Origin of the sequence: Microbacterium sp. UMB0228, from assembly GCF_002871415.1 — a bacterium.
Classification (GTDB): domain Bacteria; phylum Actinomycetota; class Actinomycetes; order Actinomycetales; family Microbacteriaceae; genus Microbacterium.
Genome location: NZ_PNFU01000001.1, coordinates 528,413 through 547,726, shown reverse-complemented (window position 1 = coordinate 547,726; position 19,314 = coordinate 528,413). Strand labels below are relative to the sequence as shown.

Here is a 19,314-nt window from a genome sequence, read left to right as displayed (position 1 = left end):
CGGCGCGGATACCGTCGAGGCACATGGTCTCCGGCAGAAGGGAACTCCATGCTCCTCGGCATCCTCACCTCCTCCACGGACAGGCGTCTCGGGGCTGGAGCGCGCCGATGACGGCGCGCTTCACGGTCGAGCCGTGGGCCGTCGGCATCGAGAGCGTCGACACGGCCCATCTCGCGCAGGAGGAATCCGTCTTCGGTCTCTCCAACGGCCACATCGGCTGGCGGGGCAACCTCGACGAGGGCGATCCGCGGGGCGTGGCGGGCAGTTACCTCAACGGCGTGTTCGAGGAACATCCGATGCCGCATGCCGAGGACGGCTACGGGTACCCCGAGACCGGGCAGACGGTGATCAACGTGCCGAACGGGCAGCTCATCCGCCTGCTGGTCGGCGACGAGCCGTTCGACGTCGAGCACGGGACCGTCCATGCGCACACCCGCCGCCTCGATCTCCGCGAAGGCACCCTCCATCGGGAGGTGGACTGGGAGTCGGCGGAGGGTCGACGCGTGCACATCGCCTCGACCCGTCTGGTCTCCCTGGAACACCGGTCGTTGGCCGCCGTGCGCTACCGCGTGCAGGCGCTCGACGCTCCGCTCGCGGTCACCGTGCTGTCCGAGGTGCTCGCGAACGAGCCGCTTCCCGTGACCCATGACGATCCGCGGGTGCAGGAGCTCCTCGCCCGTCCACTGGAGGCCGTCGCGGCTTCGGAGCGCGGCGCGCGGAGCACGCTGCTGCACCGCACCCGCCGCAGCGGTCTGCGTGTGGCGGTGAGCGCGGACCATCTCGTGCAGATCTCCGGAGAGGGGACGCCGGAGGTGACGACCGAGGTGGACGACGATCTGGCGCGCACACGCATCCGCGTCGACCTCGCCCCCGGCGAGGAGCTCGAGGTCGTCAAGCTCGTCGGCCACGAGTGGTCGGCGTCTCTCGCACCGCAGACGCTGCGTGACCGCGCGGAGGAGGCCGTGGAGGAAGCGGCTCGCCTGGGGTGGGACGCGCTCGTGGCGGGACAGCGCGCCGTCCTCGATCGGTACTGGGAGTGCGGCGACGTCCGTATCGACGGCGATGCCCGGCTGCAGCAGGCCGTGCGCTTCGCGCTGTTCCAGGTGTTCCAGGCGTCGGCGCGCGCCGAGGCTCGATCCGTGCCGGGCAAGGGCCTCACCGGCTCGGGCTACGAGGGCCACACGTTCTGGGACTTCGAGGCGTTCGTACTCCCCGTGCTCACCTCGACCGCTCCCGATGCCGCGCTCCAGGCACTGCGCTGGCGTCATGCGACGCTGGATCACGCCAGGGAGCGGGCGCGCACGCTCGGCCTGCGCGGGGCGTCCTTCGCCTGGCGCACGATCGACGGACGCGAGAGCTCCGGGTACTGGCCGGCGAGCACGGCGGCCTTCCACATCAACGCGGCCGTGGCGGGCGCCGTGATGCACTATGTCCGCACGACGGGCGACCAGGACTTCGAGCGGGAGGCGGGCACGGAGATCCTCGTCGAGACCGCGCGCCTCTGGCTGTCCCTCGGGCGCCGAGACGACGACGGCGGCTTCCACATCGACGGGGTCACCGGGCCCGACGAGTACACCGCCGTGGTCGACGACAACGTCTACACCAACCTCTCCGCCCGCCGGAATCTCCGCGGAGCCGCGGCAGCCGTCCGGCGGCATCCGGACGTCGCCGCCCGCCTCGGCGTGGACGACGACGAGATCTCCGCGTGGGAGGCCGCCGCCGACGGCATGACCGTGCTCTACGACGAGGAGCGGCAGGTGCACCCGCAGTCGGCGGGGTTCACCGCGCACGCCCGGTGGGACTTCGACGCCACCGGCCCCGACGACTATCCGCTGCACAGCCACTTCCCCTACTTCGACCTCTATCGCAAGCAGGTGCTGAAGCAGGCCGACCTCGTGCTGGCGCTCTACACCGCGCACGAGGAGTTCACGTGGGAGGAGAAGGCCAGGGCGTTCGCCTACTACGACGCCCTCACCGTGCGTGACTCCTCGCTCTCCGCGGCCGCGCAGGCCGTGATCGCCGCCGAGGTGGGTCATCTCGAGCTCGCGGCGGCGTACCTCGCGGAGCTCGCGGCCCTCGACCTGGACGACCTCCACGGCAACACGGACGAGGGACTGCACATCGCGGCTCTGGCCGGCGTCTGGACGGGAGTCACGGCCGGCTACGGCGGCATGCGGGAGGGGGACGACGGCCTGTCCTTCCGGCCGCAGCTGCCGGAGGGGGTGACCCGTCTCGCGTTCGGGGTGCGGCTGCACGGCTGCATGCTGCACGTCGACATCACGCCGGCGGAGACGACCTACCGGCTGAGCGCGGGCGAACCGGTGACGATCCGGCACGCGGGCGAGGAGCTCGTCCTGCATGCCGGCGTTCCGTCGAAACTGCCGACGCCGGACCGCGTCGAGCCGCTCACCCCGGCCCCGGTGCCGCCGCGCTGGCGAGAACCGGGACGACCGCGCGCCGGCGACTGAGGCGGCGTTCGGGGCGTGTGCCATATCGAGACGGGTCAGCGCAAGGCCCGCGGCGATGTCGGCCGCCCGCCGTAGTGTGGAGCCGTGCCTGATTCCCCCCACCCCGCATCGGATGTCCTCTGGGCGTGCGTCGAGGACGGCTTCCATGTCGGAAGCCGCGGCGGAGACTTCCTCGGCTACGTCGACCGTCAGCCCGACGGCCGCTTCGCCGCGTTCTCCGCGTCCGCGCAGCCGCTCGGTCTGCACGCCACGTTGAGCGACGCGACCACGGAGGTCGTCGCCCACGCCGGCCCTTCGGAGGGCGACGCCGCCCTCGGCGCTCCGGAGCTGGTGCAGGGGTGACGGCGGCCACGGCCGACGGGCTGCTCCGCCTCGTCTACACCAGCACGGCGGCGCAGCCGTTCCGGGAGACCGCTCTGGAGCAGCTGCTCGAGCAGTGCCGCCGGTCGAACGCGGCCCGCGACATCACGGGCCTCCTCCTCTTCCGCCAGGGGCGCTTCCTCCAGGTCCTCGAAGGACCGGTCGAGGCCGTGCGCCGACTCGTCGACGTGATCGCCGACGATCCGCGTCACCGCGCGATGCGCATCCTGCTGGAGACGCCGATCACCGCCCGGCTCTTCTCCGACTGGTCGATGGGCTACCGGTCGTTCCGCACGGGGAGCACCGCCGCCCCCACGGGCTTCCGCGACTCCTTCGACGACCTCGTCGACGGCGCGGACGCCTCCACGATGGAGCGCGCCCTGTTCGAGCTCACCCTGTGGTTCCGCACCCGCTCCGGCGCTGCGGTTCCGATTCCGACCGCGAGCGACGAGGGTTCCTCCCTCCGGGTATGAGCGGGCCCGCGGGCGGACCGGAGCCGTCGCTCATCCAGCAGCGCATGGCGCTGGAACGGCGGCGGAACTGGGGCGTCTACGCGATCGTGTTCTCCTCGGTGATGACGGTCGGCTGGACGGTCGCGTTCCTCCTCGATGCGCCCGCCGGGTTGTGGCGCGTTCTCAGCATCATCGTGTTCGCCGCCGGGATCGTCGTCGGTATCGTCGAGACGCGCCGCGCGAGGCGCGCGCTCCGTGCGTTCGAGGACCGCCACGGGCCGGACGCAGGTGTGCGGCACTAGCGGATTGCTCGCGCCTCGCGGTCGCAGATAAGGCAGCGCGGTCAGCGCCCGTCTCCGTCTGGGCGCGCCCGGGGAATCCTCACGCTCCGGAAAGCCTCGCCAACGCACGCACCCCCGCGCTGAACTGATCGATTCCCAGACGCACGTGGCCTTTCTGGAGTCCATACGGGCTCACGCCGAGTTCTGCTAGCTTCACCTCGAGCAACCCACTGGGCACCAATCGTGGCTTGGTGAAAGTGACCCACGGCCACCGCGTGAGCCCCTCTGGATCGTGTGCGGCTGTCCAATCGATGTAGAAGTCCGGTTGGTGATCGGGGCCGCCGACTACTTCGACCACGGCGTAGCAATCTCGAGTCTCCTTCGCGGAGACGATCACGAGATCGCCGGCACGGAACCCGGGCTTTCCCTGCTTCGAACTCGCGAACCAGGATTCCTCCCGCCAGCCGTCGAGCGCGGGCTCGCCGTACTCGAGCTTCAGCCATAGGGATCGCCCCGGGTCGCGAGCGTCGAGGAGAAGCCGCTCAGCGAGATGGAGTGCCGAGGTCGCGTCGAGCTCATGATCCTGGAACCCGTCGACACGCCCCAGCTTCTTCGCGTTCTCCATGAGATCGGCCAGGTCAGCAGGAGTGACATCCTTCGCCGGCCATCCGGTGACGAGCGCACGGGCGGCATCGACCTGATCGGACGCCAGAACCACTCCCAGTTCCCGATTGGGCCTCGCAGACGAGCCGAGACCGGCACCCGTGAGGTTGGCCGACCCGATCATCGCGCGCGAGCCGACGATGAAGCACTTCGCGTGCAGCCGATCGGCGTGCCGCACCTTCACCCCGGCGTCCATCAGCATCCGCAACCCCTGCGGGGTGAGATGCCCGCTGGCCACTGCGCCCGGATCCAGAGCCGTCACGAGCACGAACGGGTATGGGGACCGTCGCGCTGCTTCCGACAGCTCGCGGCACACCTCGGACGACAGGTAGGGGCTCGAGAGGAGGACGGGCCCGTCCGCAGATGCCAGAACCCGGCTGAGCCAGGAGTACGCGTGATCGACGAGGTGCGAAGAGTTCGACATGCCGGCAGCCTATCCACCGGTCTCCGGGACCGTTGGAGGCTGTCCGATCGCGAGGGGGCTCGTCAGTTGTTGAAGCGGAACTCCACGACGTCGCCACTGTCTTCCAACCAGGCAACGGGAATGTTCCTGAACGCATAATTCTCGCGTTCCATGATTACATTTACAGCCTTCAAGATCCGGCTTCGCATGCGGGTGAGTGCTTCCGAGAATGTCGCGAAGTCCGGGTCTCCCCAAGTCACCTGGATCGTATCTACGCGAACATCGTTGAGAGTGATAATGAACTCCTGAACAGCGGTCTCGATTCCTGAAAGCGCGCGCCCAAAATCCGAATCCATGTCGAAAACTCGAGATCGCATGTCGACGAGTTTGACGCGAAGGGCGTCGACCGCCTTCCAAACGTACTCAGGCTGCTCACGCGCGTCGTCGAAGTACATGAATCGGTGAGCGTCTAGCCAAGCGAGCATCTCCCGGGCCCAGTCGTGACCGACTCGCACTTCAGCCAGCTTTAGGAGACTCTGCTCTAGGTCCAACCCCACGAGAGCAGACGCACGATGTTCGTGTTCGCGTTTCCAATTTAGGAGAAGTTCCGACGGATACATCTCCCAGTCCGCATCAACACGATAGTGGCAGGGCAAACACAGCCAAACAGCGTTCTCTTCATCCCCCCGCTTGACCTCAGACCCATCGGAAAGCGTTACCTTATCTGTTTGCCGCGGCCCCTTCTCAGATGCTGGAAGTATGTGCGCCGCCTGGGCAATCGCGCGCGGCTTACCCTTCTTGGTCGAGAATCCTGTTACGCGCAGACAATCAGGGTTTGAGCAGATATACATCGCCTTGCGTGCCACAACTCGACGCACACCCGCTGTGAACTCGACTCGCGCACCGCCCCTCGTCACTTCTTCCCCCAGAAATTATGCCGCTACTGGCCCTACGGCCGATAAGCCGGAACGCTATCAGTTGTTGAACCGGAACTCCACGACGTCGCCGTCCTGCATGACGTAGTCCTTGCCCTCCAGGCGCGCCTTGCCCTTCGCACGGGCCTCCTGCACGGAACCGGTCTCCACGAGGTCGTCGAACGACACGATCTCGGCCTTGATGAAGCCCTTCTCGAAGTCGGTGTGGATCACGCCGGCGGCCTGCGGGGCCTTCGATCCCTTGGGGATGGTCCAGGCGCGGGCCTCCTTGGGGCCGGCGGTGAGGTAGGTCTGCAGACCGAGCGTGTCGAAGCCGATGCGGGCGAGCTGGTCGAGGCCCGACTCGTCCTGTCCCGTCGAGGCGAGGAGCTCGGCGGCGTCCTCGGGGTCGAGGTCCTTGAGCTCGGACTCGATCTTCGCGTCGAGGAAGATCGCCTGCGCCGGCGCGACGAGGGCGGCGAGCTCGGCCTTGCGGGCGTCGTCGGTCAGCACGGACTCGTCGACGTTGAAGACGAAGATGACGGGCTTGACGGTCAGGAGCCCGAGTTCGCGGATCGGCTCGAGGTCGAGGCCGCTCGTGGACAGCAGGATCCCGCGCTCCAGGGCGTCCTTGGCGGCCTTCGCGGCTTCGAGGACCGACGGGTCGATCTTCTTGCCGCGGACCTCCTTCTCGTACCGCGTGATCGCCTTCTCGACGGTCTGCAGGTCGGCGAGCATGAGCTCGGCGTTGATGGTCTCCATGTCCGACGCCGGATTCACGGCACCGTCCACGTGCACCACGTCGTCGTCGGAGAACCCGCGCACCACCTGGGCGATCGCGTCGGCCTCGCGGATGTTCGCGAGGAACTGGTTGCCCAGCCCCTCCCCCTCGCTCGCCCCTCGGACGATGCCGGCGATGTCGACGAACGACACGGCGGCGGGCAGGATGCGCTCGCTCCCGAAGATCTCCGCGAGCTTCTGGAGCCGCGGGTCGGGAAGGTTCACCACGCCGACGTTCGGCTCGATCGTCGCGAACGGATAGTTCGCCGCGAGCACGTCGTTCTTGGTGAGAGCGTTGAAGAGGGTGGACTTGCCGACGTTGGGCAGGCCGACGATTCCGATAGTGAGAGCCACGGGGTATGAGTCTACCTGCGCCGCTCTCCCCCACCTCACCCGCGCGAGGGCAGGCACCCACGCGGAGTCAGGCGGCAGGGGGGAAAAGTGCCTGATGCGGCGCGGACGCCTGTTCAGTCGCGGACCGCGCGGAAGGCCCTCGTCACATAGGGCACCTCGATCACACCGTCCCCGTGCAGGCCGAGCTCATCGAACAGGGCGTCCATCTCACGGCGGATCCGTGCTTTCTCGGCCTCGTCGGCGGTGATCACGGCGCTGCGGGAGGCGGCCATGCGGTGCAGGAGCTCCCGCGTCATGGGGCGCGACCACTCCCAGCGCTCCTGCGCCAGGGCGCCGAAGGGGTCCGCCACCACGGGGTCGCCCGCGGCGAGCATGATCTCGGCGTTGCTGCCGTGCATGATGTCGGTGAGCCGGCGCACCCAGTCCACGCGCTCGTCGCGGAGGTTCCAGACGAGCCCGAGCACACCGCCCGGGCGCATCGCGCGACCGATCTCCGCCGAGGCGGCGACCGGCTCGACCCAGTGCCACGCCTGGCCGAGCACGACCGCATCCACGCTCGCGTCCGGAAGCGGCAGCTCCTCAGCGGTCCCGACGAACGTGGGCACCGCGGGTACGGCGTCGCGAAGGGCCGCGAGCATCGCGGGGTCCGGATCGATCGCCGCCACCTCGGCGTCCGCAGCCGCGACGAGCGCCCGCGTGAGCTTGCCGGTACCGGCGCCGACATCGGCGACCCGACGCGCACCGTCCGCCATCGGCTCCAGCATCCAGGCGACGGCCTCGAAGGGGTACTCGGGCCGTCCGGCCTCGTAGCTTCCGGCCGCCGCGCCGAAGGATCTCGCGAGTTCGTTCGCCATGTGGCCAGCATACGGCGAGCCTGCACAGCGACGTCGGAGGCCCGGGAGAGAGTGAGGACGTGCCACTGGACTTCACTGCGATCGACTTCGAGACCGCGAACTCCAGCCCGGCCTCCGCGTGTTCCGTGGGACTCGTGCGGGTGCGGGACGGGGAGGTCGTCGCCACCGCGAACTGGCTGATCCAGCCTCCGCCCGGCCATGACGAGTTCCAGGAGTGGAACGTCCGCATCCACGGCATCCGCCCCGAGCACGTGCTGTCCGCGGCGACGTGGGTCGATCAGTTCGACCGTCTGTGCGGCTTCGCGGGTGCCGACGTGCTCGTGGCCCACAACGCCGGCTTCGACCTGAACGTCCTGCGACGGGCGACCGAGGTCACGGGTCAGATCTGTCCGCCGTACCGGTCGCTGTGCAGCCTCCAGGTGGCGCGGAAGACCTACCAGCTCGACTCCTACCGTCTGCCCCTCGCCGCCGCGGCGGCCGGGTACGCGGAGTTCTCGCATCACGACGCGCTGGCGGATGCCCTCGCCTGCGCCCAGATCATCGTGGACGCGGCCGCGCGGGCCGGAGCCGCGGATGTCTTCGCGCTCGCCGATGTCCTCGGCCTCCGCGTGACCGAGCCCGCCGTGCCGGCACTGGAGCGCGCCGTCGCCTGACGCACCTCGCGTCCTCCCCGCGATGTCGGACGCCCCCGGCATCATGGAGCCATGGATGCCCTGTCGATCGTTCTCCTGCTCGTGGCCCTCGCCGCGGGCGTCGCTCTCGGGTGGTTCCTGCGAGCCGGTCGCAGCGCCGCCGACATCGCACGCACGCAGGCGGAGCTCGCGGCCGCGCGAGACGACCGCGATCGCCAGTACGACCTCTATCGGGATGCGGTCGAGCACGCCCGCTCCGAGCAGCGGGCGGAGGCTCAGCGCGTCCAGCAGCAGAACGCCGTGCTGCAAGCTCTGGCGCCGGTCCGCGAGAGTCTCCAGCAGATGCAGTCCAAGGTCGCCGCGATCGAGAGCGAGCGGCAGGCACAGTTCGGCACGCTCGCCGAGCAGCTCCGGCGCGCCCAGGAGTCGGATGAGGCGCTCCGCGCGACGACCGAGTCACTGGCGGGTGCGCTGCGCTCCACGTCCACGCGCGGCGTCTGGGGCGAGACCCAGCTGCGGCGCGTCGTCGAGGCGGCGGGGCTGACCAGACACGTCGACTTCGACCTCCAGGCGACGATCACCTCCGACCGCGGCCAGGGGCGCCCCGACATGGTCGTCCGTCTCCCGGGGGGCACGTCGATCGCCGTCGACGCGAAGGTTCCCCTCGACGCCTACCTCGAGGCCTCGGCGCTCCCCCTCGGCGACGCCCACGAATCCCAGCGTCGCGCCCACATGCAGAAGCACGTCCGCGCCGTCCGCGCCCACGTCGACGCCCTCGCCAAGAAGGCCTATTGGTCGGGCCTCGACGCGAGCCCCGAGTTCGTCATCTGCTTCCTGCCGAGCGAGTCGCTGCTGGCGGCAGCCATCGACGAGGATCCGACGCTGCTCGACTACGCGTTCAGCCGCCGCGTGGCCCTCGCGTCCCCCGTCAACCTCTGGGCGGTCCTCAAGACGGTCGCCTACACATGGACCCAGCAGGAGGTGTCCACCGAGGCCCGGAGTCTGCTCGCGCTCGGCACGCAGCTGTACGAGCGCCTCGGCACACTCGCGGGTCACGCCGACGACCTGCGCCGGGCGATCGAGCGCACGGTCGACAGCTACAACCGCTTCGCGGGATCCCTGGAGTCCCGGGTGCTCGTGACCGCCCGGCAGTTCCCCGGCGTGGATGCGGAGGCCCTGGCGCCGGCGTCGCCGATCACCGCGGACGGGCGCCGCTTCACCGCTCCGGAGCTTCTGGCCCCGACCGAAGCCGAAGAGGCCGCCGACGCGATGCAGGCCGACGTCGGCGAGGTACGCGCGCGTCTCGACCACGCCTCCGCACTCCACGACCGGGAGCAGTGAGGGCGAGAGCGACCGGAGGTTCCGACCGCGGGAGCGTCAGGCGACGCCGGGCACGCCGCTGAGCAGCAGGATGACGAGGCCGCTCGTCGCGAGGAAGGCACCGATCATCCACCAGGCGCTGACCTCGTGCCCCTCGGCGCGACGGACGCGGAACAGCACGTCGGCGCGGCGAGCCGGATCGACGGCCGACTGAGCGACGGGTGCCGGCGGGGCCACGGCGGCCGCTTCGGCATCGGCACTCACCCGGAGGATGCGTCCGGTGTTCGTGGTGATGATCTTCGTCGGCGCGGCGCTCTTCGAGCCGGTCGTGTGCTGCGTTGTCATGCGTTCGCCCTCCTGTGCCTGCGGTGCCTGGCGGCTCCGTCGACGGCGACAAACCCAGTGACAATTGTGACACGGCGGCTCGCCGAACCGGGCCCGACCCGTGCAGAGGGCGATACCGGGTCGGTAACGATGGCTGGAGACCTCACCGAAGGTCAGGCTCGTGGGAGAGCCGTCACAGCCACTTCGAGACGAGGTGCTCGGACGCGATGCGGCGCAGCGTGCCGGAGGCGCCGCGCAGGACCACGCTCTCGGTGTACACGTAACCGCGCTCCCGCCGGACGCCGGCCACGAGCTGGCCGTCCGTGACACCGGTCGCGACGAAGATCGTGTTGTTCCCCTGCACGAGGTCGTCCGCCTCGTAGACCTTGTCCATGTCGAGCCCCGCGTCGATACCGCGCTGGCGCTCGTCGTCGTCGCGCGGCCAGAGCCGCCCCTGGATGTGGCCGCCGAGGGCCTTGATCGCACACGCGGTGACGATGCCCTCGGGGCTGCCGCCGATGCCGACGCACATGTCGGTGCGGGCGTCGTGGCGGGCGGCGTTGATGCCACCGGCGACATCGCCGTCGCTCATGAGACGCGTACCGGCACCGGCGTCGCGGATCTCCTGGATGAGCTGCTCGTGCCGCGGGCGGTTGAGCACCGAGACGACGATCTCGTCGACCGGCTTGTCCAGCGCGCCGGCGAGCTTGCGGATGTTCTCGCCGATGGGCAGGCGGATGTCGACGACGCCGACGCCGGCGGGCCCGGTCACGAGCTTGTCCATGTAGAAGACGCTGGAGGCGTCGAGCATCGTGTCGCGGTCGGACACGGCGATCACCGAGAGCGCGTTCTGCCGGCCCGCCGCGGTCAGCGACGTGCCGTCGATCGGGTCGACCGCGATGTCGCACAGCGGGCCGCGTCCTGTACCGACGACCTCGCCGTTGAACAGCATCGGGGCGTTGTCCTTCTCGCCCTCGCCGATCACCACGCGGCCCTGGAAGTCGACCGTCCCGAGGAACGCCCGCATGGCGTCGACGGCGGCGCCGTCGGCAGCCTCCTTCGCACCGCGACCGATGAACGGAACGGCACGGATCGCCGCCGCCTCGGTCGCGCGCACCAACTCCATCGCGAGGTTACGGTCGGGACGCAGCGGGCTCAGGTCGGCAGTAAGACTCACCATGATTCCCAGCCTATCCGCGAGCAGGGGATCGATCGGCTCGTTTTCCGCCCGTACGCGAGGAAGAAATCGCGGTTCTTAACACCACCGAAGGACGGCGCCCACCGACGCGCGACTCCTCCTGCCGGAGCCGGACACCCGCCCCGATAGAGTGGCAGCTGTCCCGGCTTCACCTACCGCAGGAGTTCTCATGCCCGTCGCCACCCCGGATCAGTACGCCGACATGCTCGACCGCGCGAAGGCAGGCGGCTTCGCGTACCCCGCGTTCAACGTCTCCAGCTCGCAGACGATCAACGCCGTCCTCCAGGGCCTGACCGAGGCCGGCTCCGACGGCATCATCCAGGTCACCACCGGTGGCGCCGACTACTTCGCCGGCCACACGGTCAAGGCCCGCGCGACCGGCGCCCTCGCCTTCGCCCGCTACGCCACCGAGGTCGCCAAGAACTACCCGGTCACCGTCGCCCTGCACACAGACCACTGCCCGAAGGACGCTCTCGCGGGCTTCGTCGAGCCGCTCATCGCCGCCTCGGAGGAAGAGGTCAAGGCCGGCCGCAACCCGATCTTCCAGTCCCACATGTGGGACGGCTCGGCCGTGCCGCTCGCGGAGAACATCGAGATCGCCAAGGAGCTGCTCCCCCGCATGAAGGCCATCAACGCCATCCTCGAGGTCGAGATCGGCGTCGTCGGCGGCGAGGAGGACGGCGTGCAGCACGAGGGCTCGAACGAGGCGCTCTACACGACGTTCGCCGACGTGGACCAGGCCGTGCAGGCGCTGGGCCTCGGCGAGCAGGGCCGCTACATCGCCGCGCTCACCTTCGGCAACGTCCACGGCGTGTACAAGCCGGGTGGCGTGAAGCTGCGCCCGGAGCTGCTCGGCGAGATCCAGGCCGAGGTCGCCGCGAAGTACAACACCGGCGAGAAGCCGCTCGACCTCGTCTTCCACGGCGGCTCCGGCTCGACCGATGAGGAGATCGCCCTCGCGGTCGCCAATGGCGTCATCAAGATGAACATCGACACGGACACCCAGTACGCCTACACCCGTGCGATCGCCGACTACATGTTCAAGAACTACGACGGCGTGCTGAAGGTCGACGGCGAGGTCGGCAACAAGAAGCAGTACGACCCGCGCGCCTGGGGCAAGATCGCCGAGTCGGCCATGGCCGCCCGCGTGGTCGAGTCCACCCGCCAGCTGGGCTCGTACGGCCAGTCGAAGAGCTGACACACGCAGACACAGGAAAGGGGCCCGGCATCATGCCGGGCCCCTTTCGTCTGCGTGCCCGGGGTCAACGCACCCCGGTCGCCTGGTCGAGGTAGGCGATGAAGGCCGGGTCGCCCATCATCGGCACGACGAGGCAGAACGAGGCGATGCCCAGCGTGATGACGGCTCCGACGAGCGGGACCCACCAGGTGAGGCGGCCACGACGCAGGCGACGGATCGACAGGGCCGCGGTGACGCACCAGCCGACCGCCAGCACGACGGCCGCGATCGTTCCCCACGTGCGGCCGGCGGCGTAGTTGGTGAACTCCCCCTCGATGCCCAGCATCCCCATGGTCTGATTCATCACCGGGACGATGTCGAGGTAGGACAGGCCGGTGACGACGACGTTCACGAGGCCGTAGGCGAGCAGCGCGATCGTCGCGAAGCGGTCCACCGAGGAGGGGCGCGCCGGAGCAGGAGCCGCGGGCGCGGGGTCCGAGACGGGAGCCGACGGGGCGACCACCTCAGCCACGGGCGGCAGCCCCGCGGCCCTCCGCTGCTCCTCGGGCGTGGCGAGTTCCCCGTAGCGGGGGCGCTGGTCGGTCATGCCGCCATGGTATCGGCCGGCGCTCAGCCGCCCGTTCAGGAAAAGGGGGCCCAACCGATAGCGGCCCCGGAGAAGTGGGGACTTCTCGGGGCCGCGGACGGAGAGCGCTGGGGACGCTCCTCATCCCGTTCGGTCGCCGGCGCTGGGGACGCCATGGGCGATCAATAGGGCGTTGTCAGCCACTACGCCTTCGATCATAGATAAGCGACGTGGCGGGCACCAGGGTCACGAATTCAGATGGTGAACTCGGCGTCCGGCCCGTCGGTGTCGAGCGCATCGGCCCCGAGCTGCACCGACAGCCGACGGGCGGCGCGTTGCAGGTTCGAGACGAGCCGCCGGTTGACCACGGCCTGGTCGGCCGGGAGGGAGACGGCCAGCGATGCCGTCACGCCCGGGGCGATGACCGGCACCGCGACGCAGGTCGCGCCGATCGCGTACTCCTCGCGATCGATCGCCCACCCCGGGGTCTGCTCGAGCTGGGTGAGGAGCGCTGTCCGGTCGCTGATCGTCCGCGGCGTGAGCTCCTCGAGCCGATGCCGGGCGAGGTAGTCCAGCCGATCCTCTTCCGAGAGGGCGGCGAGGATCTGCTTCCCGAGGGCGGTCGCGTGCGCGCTGGCGTGCAGCCCGACCCACAGTTCGATCCGCGGGTTCCGCACGGCGTCCACGATGTCGACGAGGTGGATCTCCCCATCCGCGTACCGCGATAGGTAGGCCGTGGCGCCGACGTCCTCGGTCACCGCGCGCAAGGCGGCGCGCACGCGGGCGAGGAACACGCCTCGGGAGCCGATCTGCTGCTGGAAGGACGGGAACCGGTTCCCCAGCACGAGGCCGTCGGGCTCCGTACTCAGGTACCCCTCGTGCACGAGCGTGCGCACGAGGTTGTAGGTGGTACCCGGCGTCAAGCCCGTGATCGACGAGAGCATCTTCGCCGGCAGCGGGCGCGGCGAGTTCGCGACGATGTCGACCAGGCGGAGTGCGCGTTGCACGGACCCGATGAGGGTCGGCTCCGCCTCCGCGGCGTTCACCGCTACGCACCCCCTCCTGCGGAGGCGCGGCCGCCGAGGGCGCGCGCGTCGCGCTGGCCCGTGGCGTCCTGACGGAGCTCCTTCGGCAGGGAGAACATGAGGTCCTCCTCCGCCGTCTTGACCTCTTCCACGTCGCGATACCCGGCATCGCCGATCGCGTCGAGCACCTCGCGCACGAGCACCTCGGGGACCGACGCGCCACTGGTGACGCCGACCGTCTCCACGCCGTCGAGCCACTCCTGGCGGATCTCCTCGGCGTAGTCCACGCGGTAGGCGGCCTTGGCTCCGTACTCCAGCGCGACCTCGACGAGTCGCACGCTGTTGGAGGAGTTGGCGGACCCCACGACGATCACCAGATCAGCCCCCTGGGCGACCTTCTTGATGGCGACCTGCCGGTTCTGCGTGGCGTAGCAGATGTCGTCGGACGGCGGGTTGTGCAGCTCGGGGAACCGGGTGCGGAGCCGGTTCACCGTCTCCATGGTCTCGTCCACGGAGAGCGTCGTCTGCGACAGCCACACCACCTTGGAGGGGTCCTTCACCTGCACGGTGTCGGCCTCCTCCGGGGAGTTCACGACGGTGACGTGATCCGGTGCCTCTCCGGCCGTGCCCTCGACCTCCTCGTGCCCGTCGTGGCCGATGAGCAGGATCTCGAAGTCGTCCCGCGCGAAGCGCACGGCCTCGCGGTGGACCTTGGTGACGAGCGGGCAGGTGGCGTCGATCGCGTGCAGGCCACGGTCGGATGCGGCGTTGACGACAGCCGGGGAGACGCCGTGCGCGCTGAAGACGACGTGCGCCCCCTCGGGCACCTCGTCGACCTCCTCGACGAAGATGGCCCCCTTGGCCTCGAGCTCCGTCACGACGTGGATGTTGTGCACGATCTGCTTGCGGACGTAGACCGGGGCGCCGTAGCGCTCGAGCGCCTTCTCCACAGCGACCACGGCGCGGTCCACGCCTGCACAGTAGCCGCGGGGGGCGGCGAGCAGGACGCGCTTGTGTCCGGGCACCGGGTTATCCTGAAGCCGCCCGGCCGCGGCGCGCACTCGTGGGATGCGAGGAGCGGGAAGATGAACGGCAGTCGAAGTCACCCCTCGATTCTACCGTCGTGCGGCTGGGCGGGGCCGGTGAGTGCGCGGGCAGGAACGGGAGCAGATGACAGTCTTCGAAGCGACGACGGGACCGGGCGAGACCCCGCCGGCGGATGCCGTCGCCCCGCGCGACTCCACGGCCCAGGCACCGACGTCGGTCGCCCGACTGAACGCCACCATCCGCGACTTCGTGGCGCGATGGAACACGGTGTGGGTCGAGGGCGAGATCACGTCCTGGAACGTGCGCGCCGGAAACGTCTTCGCCCGCCTCAAGGACACCCGGTCCGACGCGCAGATCTCCATCCGCGTCTGGTCGAGCGTGCGCGGCCGCATCCCCGCCGACCTGGGCGTGGGCGATCACGTGGTCGCCGCCGTGAAGGCCGACTACTTCGTCCGCTCCGGGGACTTCAGCTTCGCGGTCTCGGCCATGAAGCACGTCGGGCTCGGCGACCAGCTCGAGCGCCTGGAGCGGCTGCGGGTGCAGCTCCGCCAGGAGGGCCTCTTCGATCCCGCCCGCAAGAAGCGCCTGCCGTTCCTCCCCCATGTCATCGGACTCATCACCGGCGAGCGCTCCGACGCCGAGAAGGACGTGCATCGCAACGCCGAGCTGCGCTGGCCGCAGGTGCGGTTCAAGACCGCGTACGCCGCGGTGCAGGGCGATCGCTGCGTGCCGGACACGCTGGCGGCTCTCGCCCGTCTGGACGCCGACCCCGAGGTCGACGTCATCATCATCGCTCGCGGCGGCGGCGACCCGCAGACCCTCCTCGGCTTCAGCGACGAACGCCTCATCCGAGCCGTGGCCGCCGCGTCCACACCGGTGGTCAGCGCCATCGGCCATGAGAACGACCACCCCCTCCTCGACGACGTCGCCGACCTGCGCGCCTCGACGCCGACCGATGCCGCCAAGCGCGTCGTCCCCGACGTCGGGGAGCAACGCGCACTCATCGCGCAGCTGCGGTCCCGGGCCACCACCCGCCTCACGCAGCGCCTCACGCACGACATCGCCCAGCTCGAGCAGCTGCGGTCGCGGCCGGTGCTGCGCTCGCCCGATCCGATCATCGACAGCCGCGCACAGGAGACCTTCCTGCTTCTCGCTCGCGGTCGCGACGCGGTGACCAGGCAGCTCGACGACGCCGGCCGGCGGACCGGTGAACTGCGCGCCTCGCTGCGCGCCCTGTCCCCCGCCGCCACTCTGGCCCGCGGTTACGCGATCGCGCATCTGGAGGGCGGCGTCATCCTCCGCGATGCGGCCGATGCGCCTGCGGGCAGCGCGCTCACCCTCACGGTGGACCGAGGGTCGCTCGCGGTGCGCTCGGAGGGCGAGATCGCGGAAAGCGCCTGAGCGGGCGGCGTCCGAGGCACGACGTAGGATGGAGGAGTGAGCGCCGTGAACGACACCCCCGTGGACACGCTGTCGTTCGAGGCGGCACGTGACGAACTCGTCCGGGTCGTCGCCGAGCTCGAACAGGGGGCGCCCACCCTCGAGCACTCACTCGCGCTCTGGGAGCGCGGCGAGGCCCTGGCCGCCCGCTGCGAGGAGTGGCTGCTCGGCGCGAAGCGTCGCCTCGAAGCCGCGCGCACCGCCACCCCCGACGAGAGCGACGCGTCATGAGCAAGGGTCCCGCGATCAACGCCGACCTCGGTCGACCGGAGACGCCCGACGAAACCGCCGCACGCAAGGCCGCGTCGAGCAAGGCCTACCGGTCGAGCCAGACCGTCCGCAATCTCGTCGCCGCGCTCGTGGTGACCCTCGCGGTCGTCGTCGTCATCATCGCGCTCGTCCCCCGGGGCGAGCCGGTCGCGGCGAAGCCGATCGACGTCGCCGCCATCGCCGCAGACGTGGAGTCGTCCATGGGCAGCCCGGCGATCGTCCCCGAGACGGACGACTTCTGGCGGGTGAACGCCGCCGAGCTCCAGAGCGGAGCCCCCGTCGTCTGGGAGGTCACCCTCGCCCCCGCGGCCCAGGACGAGCGCGGGTTCATCAAGCTCACCCAGGCCTTCGACGCCGACGCCTCGTGGGCCCCGCAGCGCCTGAACGGCGTCGCCCCGACCGACACCGTCCGCATCGGCGGCCGGGAGTGGGACGTCTATCGGCCCGGGGCCGCCGGCGCGGAGGCGAACGTCACGTATGCGCTCGGCACCCAGGCCGGCGACGACTACGTGCTCCTCTACGGCTCCCGCTCGGCCGACTCCACCGCCGAGCTCGCGGAGTCGCTCATCCCCCAGATCCGCACCGTCTCGGAGGCCCGATGACCCACCCGCTGACCCCCGCCGCCGCCTGGAAGCAGATGCAGGACGGCAACCGTCGCTTCGTCCGCGACGAGCCCCAGCACCCGAACCAGAACGTCGACCGCCGCAAGGACCTCACCGCGGCCCAGCACCCCGTCGCGACGCTGTTCGGCTGCTCGGACTCGCGTCTCGCCGCCGAGATCATCTTCGACCTCGGCCTCGGCGACCTCTTCGTCGTGCGCAACGCCGGGCAGGTGATCGGCGAGTCGATCGTGGCGAGCCTGGAGTACGCGGTCGCCGTCCTCGAGGTGCCGCTCATCGTGGTCCTCGCACACGACTCCTGTGGGGCGGTGCGCGCCGCCATCGACGGCACCGCCATCGATGCCGACCCGCTCCCCCCGCACATCTGGAAGCTCATCGCGCCGATCGTCCCTGCCGCGCGCAAGGTCCTCGCGGAGAGCGGCGGCGGCACGGTGGCCGACATCGATGCGGAGCTCGTCGGACGCGAGCACCTGCGCAACACCGTCAACGACCTGCTGCAGTCGTCCGAGATCATCAGCAACGCCGTCGCCGAAGGCCGTCTCGGCATCGTCGGCGCCAACTATCGTCTGGCCGAGGGTGAGGCAGCGCCCGTCATCACGGTCGGCATCGAAGCCGAGGGGATCGACCCCGCAACCAAGGAGGGTTCGGAATGACCGACACCGAGTACCGCATCGAACACGACACCATGGGTGAGGTGCGAGTGCCCGTGAACGCGCTCTACGGGGCGCAGACGCAGCGCGCCGTGGAGAACTTCCCGATCTCCGGCAAGGGCCTGGAGTCGACGCAGATTGCCGCGCTCGCGCGCATCAAGAAGGCCGCCGCGCTGGCGAACAAGGAGCTCGGCACGCTCGACGGCGCCATCGCCGACGCGATCGCCCAGGCCGCCGACCAGGTCGCCGCGGGCAGCCACGACGGCGAGTTCCCGGTCGACACCTACCAGACCGGCTCCGGCACCTCGTCGAACATGAACATGAACGAGGTCCTGGCGACGCTCGCGAGCCGCATCCTCGGCTCGACCGTGCACCCCAACGACCACGTGAACGCCTCGCAGTCGTCGAACGACGTGTTCCCCACCTCGGTGCACATCGCGGTCACCCAGGCGCTCATCGACACCCTGATCCCGGCGCTCGACCACCTCGCCGTCGCGCTCGAGGCCAAGGCGGAGCTCTGGAAGGACGCGGTCAAGTCCGGCCGCACGCACCTCATGGACGCGACGCCCGTCACGCTCGGCCAGGAGTTCGGCGGCTACGCCCGCCAGATCCGCCTGGGCATCGAGCGCGTGCAGTCGGCGCTCCCCCGCGTGGCCGAGGTGCCTCTGGGCGGCACGGCCGTCGGCACCGGCATCAACACGCCGCTCGGTTTCCCGCAGAAGGTCATCGAGCTGCTCGCGGCCGAGACCGAGCTGCCCATCACCGAGGCGAAGGACCACTTCGAGGCGCAGGCGAACCGCGACGGTCTCGTCGAGGCCTCCGGTGCGCTCCGCACCATCGCCGTGTCGCTCACGAAGATCAACAACGACCTGCGCTGGATGGGCTCCGGCCCGAACACCGGTCTCGGCGAGCTGCACATCCCCGACCTGCAGCCGGGATCCTCGATCATGCCGGGCAAGGTGAACCCCGTCGTTCCCGAGGCCGTGCTCATGGTGTGCGCGCGCGTCATCGGCAACGACGCCACGGTCGCCTGGGCCGGCGCCTCCGGTTCGTTCGAGCTGAACGTCGCCATCCCGGTCATGGGCACCGCGCTGCTCGAGTCGATCCGTCTGCTGTCGAACGCCTCGCGGGTGCTCGCCGACAAGACCATCGACGGCCTGCAGGCGAACCTCGACCGCGCCGCCGCCTTCGCGGGCATGAGCCCGTCGATCGTGACGCCGCTGAACAAGCTGATCGGCTACGAGGCCGCCGCGAAGATCGCCAAGCACTCCGTCGCCAAGGGCATCACGGTGCGCGACGCCGTGATCGACCTCGGCTACGTCGAGCGCGGTGAGCTGACGCTCGAGCAGCTCGACGAGAAGCTCGACCTCCTGTCGATGACCCACCCGGGCTGATCCCCACCCGACACGGATGCCGCGAGGACCTCGGTCCCCGCGGCATCCGTCGTCTCCGGCCCCGTCCCGTCTTCGATCCCGTTCTCCGTCCGGCCCCGGTCC

Annotated in this window: 21 protein-coding genes; 12 read left to right on the top strand and 9 right to left on the bottom strand. The window is 70.0% G+C overall.

Annotated features, from left to right (window positions below; all coding sequences use genetic code 11):
• The first annotated feature begins 107 nt into the window (after window positions 1-107).
• The 4 genes from CJ226_RS02715 to CJ226_RS02700 all read left to right on the top strand — a co-directional run bounded on the left by CJ226_RS02715 (window position 108) and on the right by CJ226_RS02700 (window position 3,582).
• The gene (locus CJ226_RS02715; protein WP_102208240.1) at window positions 108-2,468 is read left to right on the top strand and encodes a glycoside hydrolase family 65 protein; all 2,361 of its coding nucleotides are present in this window, start codon (window positions 108-110) and stop codon (window positions 2,466-2,468) included.
• An 84-nt stretch (window positions 2,469-2,552) separates the two neighbouring features.
• Window positions 2,553-2,810, top strand: coding sequence for a hypothetical protein (locus tag CJ226_RS02710; RefSeq protein WP_025102908.1), 258 nt, complete (start codon window positions 2,553-2,555; stop codon window positions 2,808-2,810).
• On the top strand, window positions 2,807-3,301 hold the full coding sequence (locus CJ226_RS02705; RefSeq protein ID WP_062633591.1) for a BLUF domain-containing protein: 495 nt from the start codon (window positions 2,807-2,809) through the stop codon (window positions 3,299-3,301). The genes CJ226_RS02710 and CJ226_RS02705 overlap by 4 nt, the downstream gene beginning before the upstream one ends.
• Entirely contained in the window at window positions 3,298-3,582 is a 285-nt protein-coding gene (locus tag CJ226_RS02700; RefSeq protein WP_102208239.1) for a hypothetical protein, read from the top strand. The genes CJ226_RS02705 and CJ226_RS02700 overlap by 4 nt, the downstream gene beginning before the upstream one ends.
• A gap of 79 nt (window positions 3,583-3,661) precedes the next feature.
• Here the strand turns inward: CJ226_RS02700 and CJ226_RS02695 are convergent, their stop codons facing one another.
• The 4 genes from CJ226_RS02695 to CJ226_RS02680 all read right to left on the bottom strand — a co-directional run bounded on the left by CJ226_RS02695 (window position 3,662) and on the right by CJ226_RS02680 (window position 7,529).
• Window positions 3,662-4,648 carry a phospholipase D-like domain-containing protein gene (locus CJ226_RS02695; RefSeq protein WP_102208238.1) on the bottom strand — a complete coding sequence of 329 codons (987 nt, stop codon included), beginning with the start codon at window positions 4,646-4,648 and terminating at the stop codon, window positions 3,662-3,664.
• 62 nt (window positions 4,649-4,710) lie between these two features.
• Window positions 4,711-5,493 (bottom strand): hypothetical protein, encoded by a 783-nt coding sequence (locus CJ226_RS17775; protein ID WP_146008191.1) that lies wholly within the window; start codon window positions 5,491-5,493, stop codon window positions 4,711-4,713.
• Between the two features lie 108 nt (window positions 5,494-5,601).
• Complete coding sequence (ychF, locus tag CJ226_RS02685; RefSeq protein ID WP_062766410.1) at window positions 5,602-6,675, bottom strand: redox-regulated ATPase YchF; 1,074 nt, start codon at window positions 6,673-6,675, stop codon at window positions 5,602-5,604.
• 113 nt (window positions 6,676-6,788) lie between these two features.
• Window positions 6,789-7,529 carry a class I SAM-dependent methyltransferase gene (locus CJ226_RS02680; protein ID WP_102208236.1) on the bottom strand — a complete coding sequence of 247 codons (741 nt, stop codon included), beginning with the start codon at window positions 7,527-7,529 and terminating at the stop codon, window positions 6,789-6,791.
• Between the two features lie 59 nt (window positions 7,530-7,588).
• Here CJ226_RS02680 and CJ226_RS02675 point away from each other — a divergent pair, with 59 nt between their 5' ends.
• On the top strand, window positions 7,589-8,182 hold the full coding sequence (locus CJ226_RS02675) for an exonuclease domain-containing protein (RefSeq protein ID WP_025103958.1): 594 nt from the start codon (window positions 7,589-7,591) through the stop codon (window positions 8,180-8,182).
• A 51-nt stretch (window positions 8,183-8,233) separates the two neighbouring features.
• Window positions 8,234-9,502: a DNA recombination protein RmuC gene (gene rmuC / locus CJ226_RS02670; protein ID WP_102208235.1), complete on the top strand. Its 1,269-nt coding sequence runs from the start codon at window positions 8,234-8,236 to the stop codon at window positions 9,500-9,502.
• A gap of 36 nt (window positions 9,503-9,538) precedes the next feature.
• On the opposite strand, the gene CJ226_RS02665 is transcribed toward rmuC, so the two are convergent.
• A complete protein-coding gene (locus tag CJ226_RS02665) occupies window positions 9,539-9,826 on the bottom strand; it encodes a hypothetical protein (RefSeq protein ID WP_062633577.1) in 288 nt (95 codons plus the stop codon).
• A gap of 172 nt (window positions 9,827-9,998) precedes the next feature.
• Window positions 9,999-10,985 (bottom strand): class II fructose-bisphosphatase, encoded by a 987-nt coding sequence (glpX, locus tag CJ226_RS02660; RefSeq protein WP_025103955.1) that lies wholly within the window; start codon window positions 10,983-10,985, stop codon window positions 9,999-10,001.
• A 187-nt stretch (window positions 10,986-11,172) separates the two neighbouring features.
• On the opposite strand from glpX, the gene fbaA reads away from it, so the two are divergent.
• Window positions 11,173-12,201 carry a class II fructose-bisphosphate aldolase gene (fbaA, locus tag CJ226_RS02655; RefSeq protein WP_025103954.1) on the top strand — a complete coding sequence of 343 codons (1,029 nt, stop codon included), beginning with the start codon at window positions 11,173-11,175 and terminating at the stop codon, window positions 12,199-12,201.
• A 64-nt stretch (window positions 12,202-12,265) separates the two neighbouring features.
• On the opposite strand, the gene CJ226_RS02650 is transcribed toward fbaA, so the two are convergent.
• From CJ226_RS02650 to CJ226_RS02640, 3 genes are all read right to left on the bottom strand, one after another.
• Window positions 12,266-12,787 carry a DUF6264 family protein gene (locus CJ226_RS02650; protein ID WP_025103953.1) on the bottom strand — a complete coding sequence of 174 codons (522 nt, stop codon included), beginning with the start codon at window positions 12,785-12,787 and terminating at the stop codon, window positions 12,266-12,268.
• 233 nt (window positions 12,788-13,020) lie between these two features.
• The gene (locus CJ226_RS02645; protein ID WP_102208234.1) at window positions 13,021-13,812 is read right to left on the bottom strand and encodes an IclR family transcriptional regulator; all 792 of its coding nucleotides are present in this window, start codon (window positions 13,810-13,812) and stop codon (window positions 13,021-13,023) included.
• 2 nt (window positions 13,813-13,814) lie between these two features.
• Window positions 13,815-14,861, bottom strand: a complete 1,047-nt coding sequence (locus CJ226_RS02640; RefSeq protein ID WP_164498174.1) for a 4-hydroxy-3-methylbut-2-enyl diphosphate reductase — start codon at window positions 14,859-14,861, stop codon at window positions 13,815-13,817.
• Between the two features lie 100 nt (window positions 14,862-14,961).
• Here CJ226_RS02640 and xseA point away from each other — a divergent pair, with 100 nt between their 5' ends.
• From xseA to CJ226_RS02615, 5 genes are read left to right on the top strand one after another with little or no spacing between them, the layout of a single operon-like run.
• Window positions 14,962-16,239 carry an exodeoxyribonuclease VII large subunit gene (gene xseA, locus CJ226_RS02635; protein WP_102208233.1) on the top strand — a complete coding sequence of 426 codons (1,278 nt, stop codon included), beginning with the start codon at window positions 14,962-14,964 and terminating at the stop codon, window positions 16,237-16,239.
• 36 nt (window positions 16,240-16,275) lie between these two features.
• On the top strand, window positions 16,276-16,509 hold the full coding sequence (locus CJ226_RS02630; protein WP_062633571.1) for an exodeoxyribonuclease VII small subunit: 234 nt from the start codon (window positions 16,276-16,278) through the stop codon (window positions 16,507-16,509).
• Complete coding sequence (locus CJ226_RS02625; protein WP_062633569.1) at window positions 16,506-17,150, top strand: DUF4245 family protein; 645 nt, start codon at window positions 16,506-16,508, stop codon at window positions 17,148-17,150. Before CJ226_RS02630 ends, CJ226_RS02625 begins: the two co-directional genes overlap by 4 nt.
• Window positions 17,147-17,821 carry a carbonic anhydrase gene (locus tag CJ226_RS02620; RefSeq protein ID WP_025103947.1) on the top strand — a complete coding sequence of 225 codons (675 nt, stop codon included), beginning with the start codon at window positions 17,147-17,149 and terminating at the stop codon, window positions 17,819-17,821. Before CJ226_RS02625 ends, CJ226_RS02620 begins: the two co-directional genes overlap by 4 nt.
• Entirely contained in the window at window positions 17,818-19,212 is a 1,395-nt protein-coding gene (locus CJ226_RS02615; protein ID WP_062633568.1) for an aspartate ammonia-lyase, read from the top strand. Before CJ226_RS02620 ends, CJ226_RS02615 begins: the two co-directional genes overlap by 4 nt.
• The last annotated feature ends 102 nt before the right edge of the window (window positions 19,213-19,314 follow it).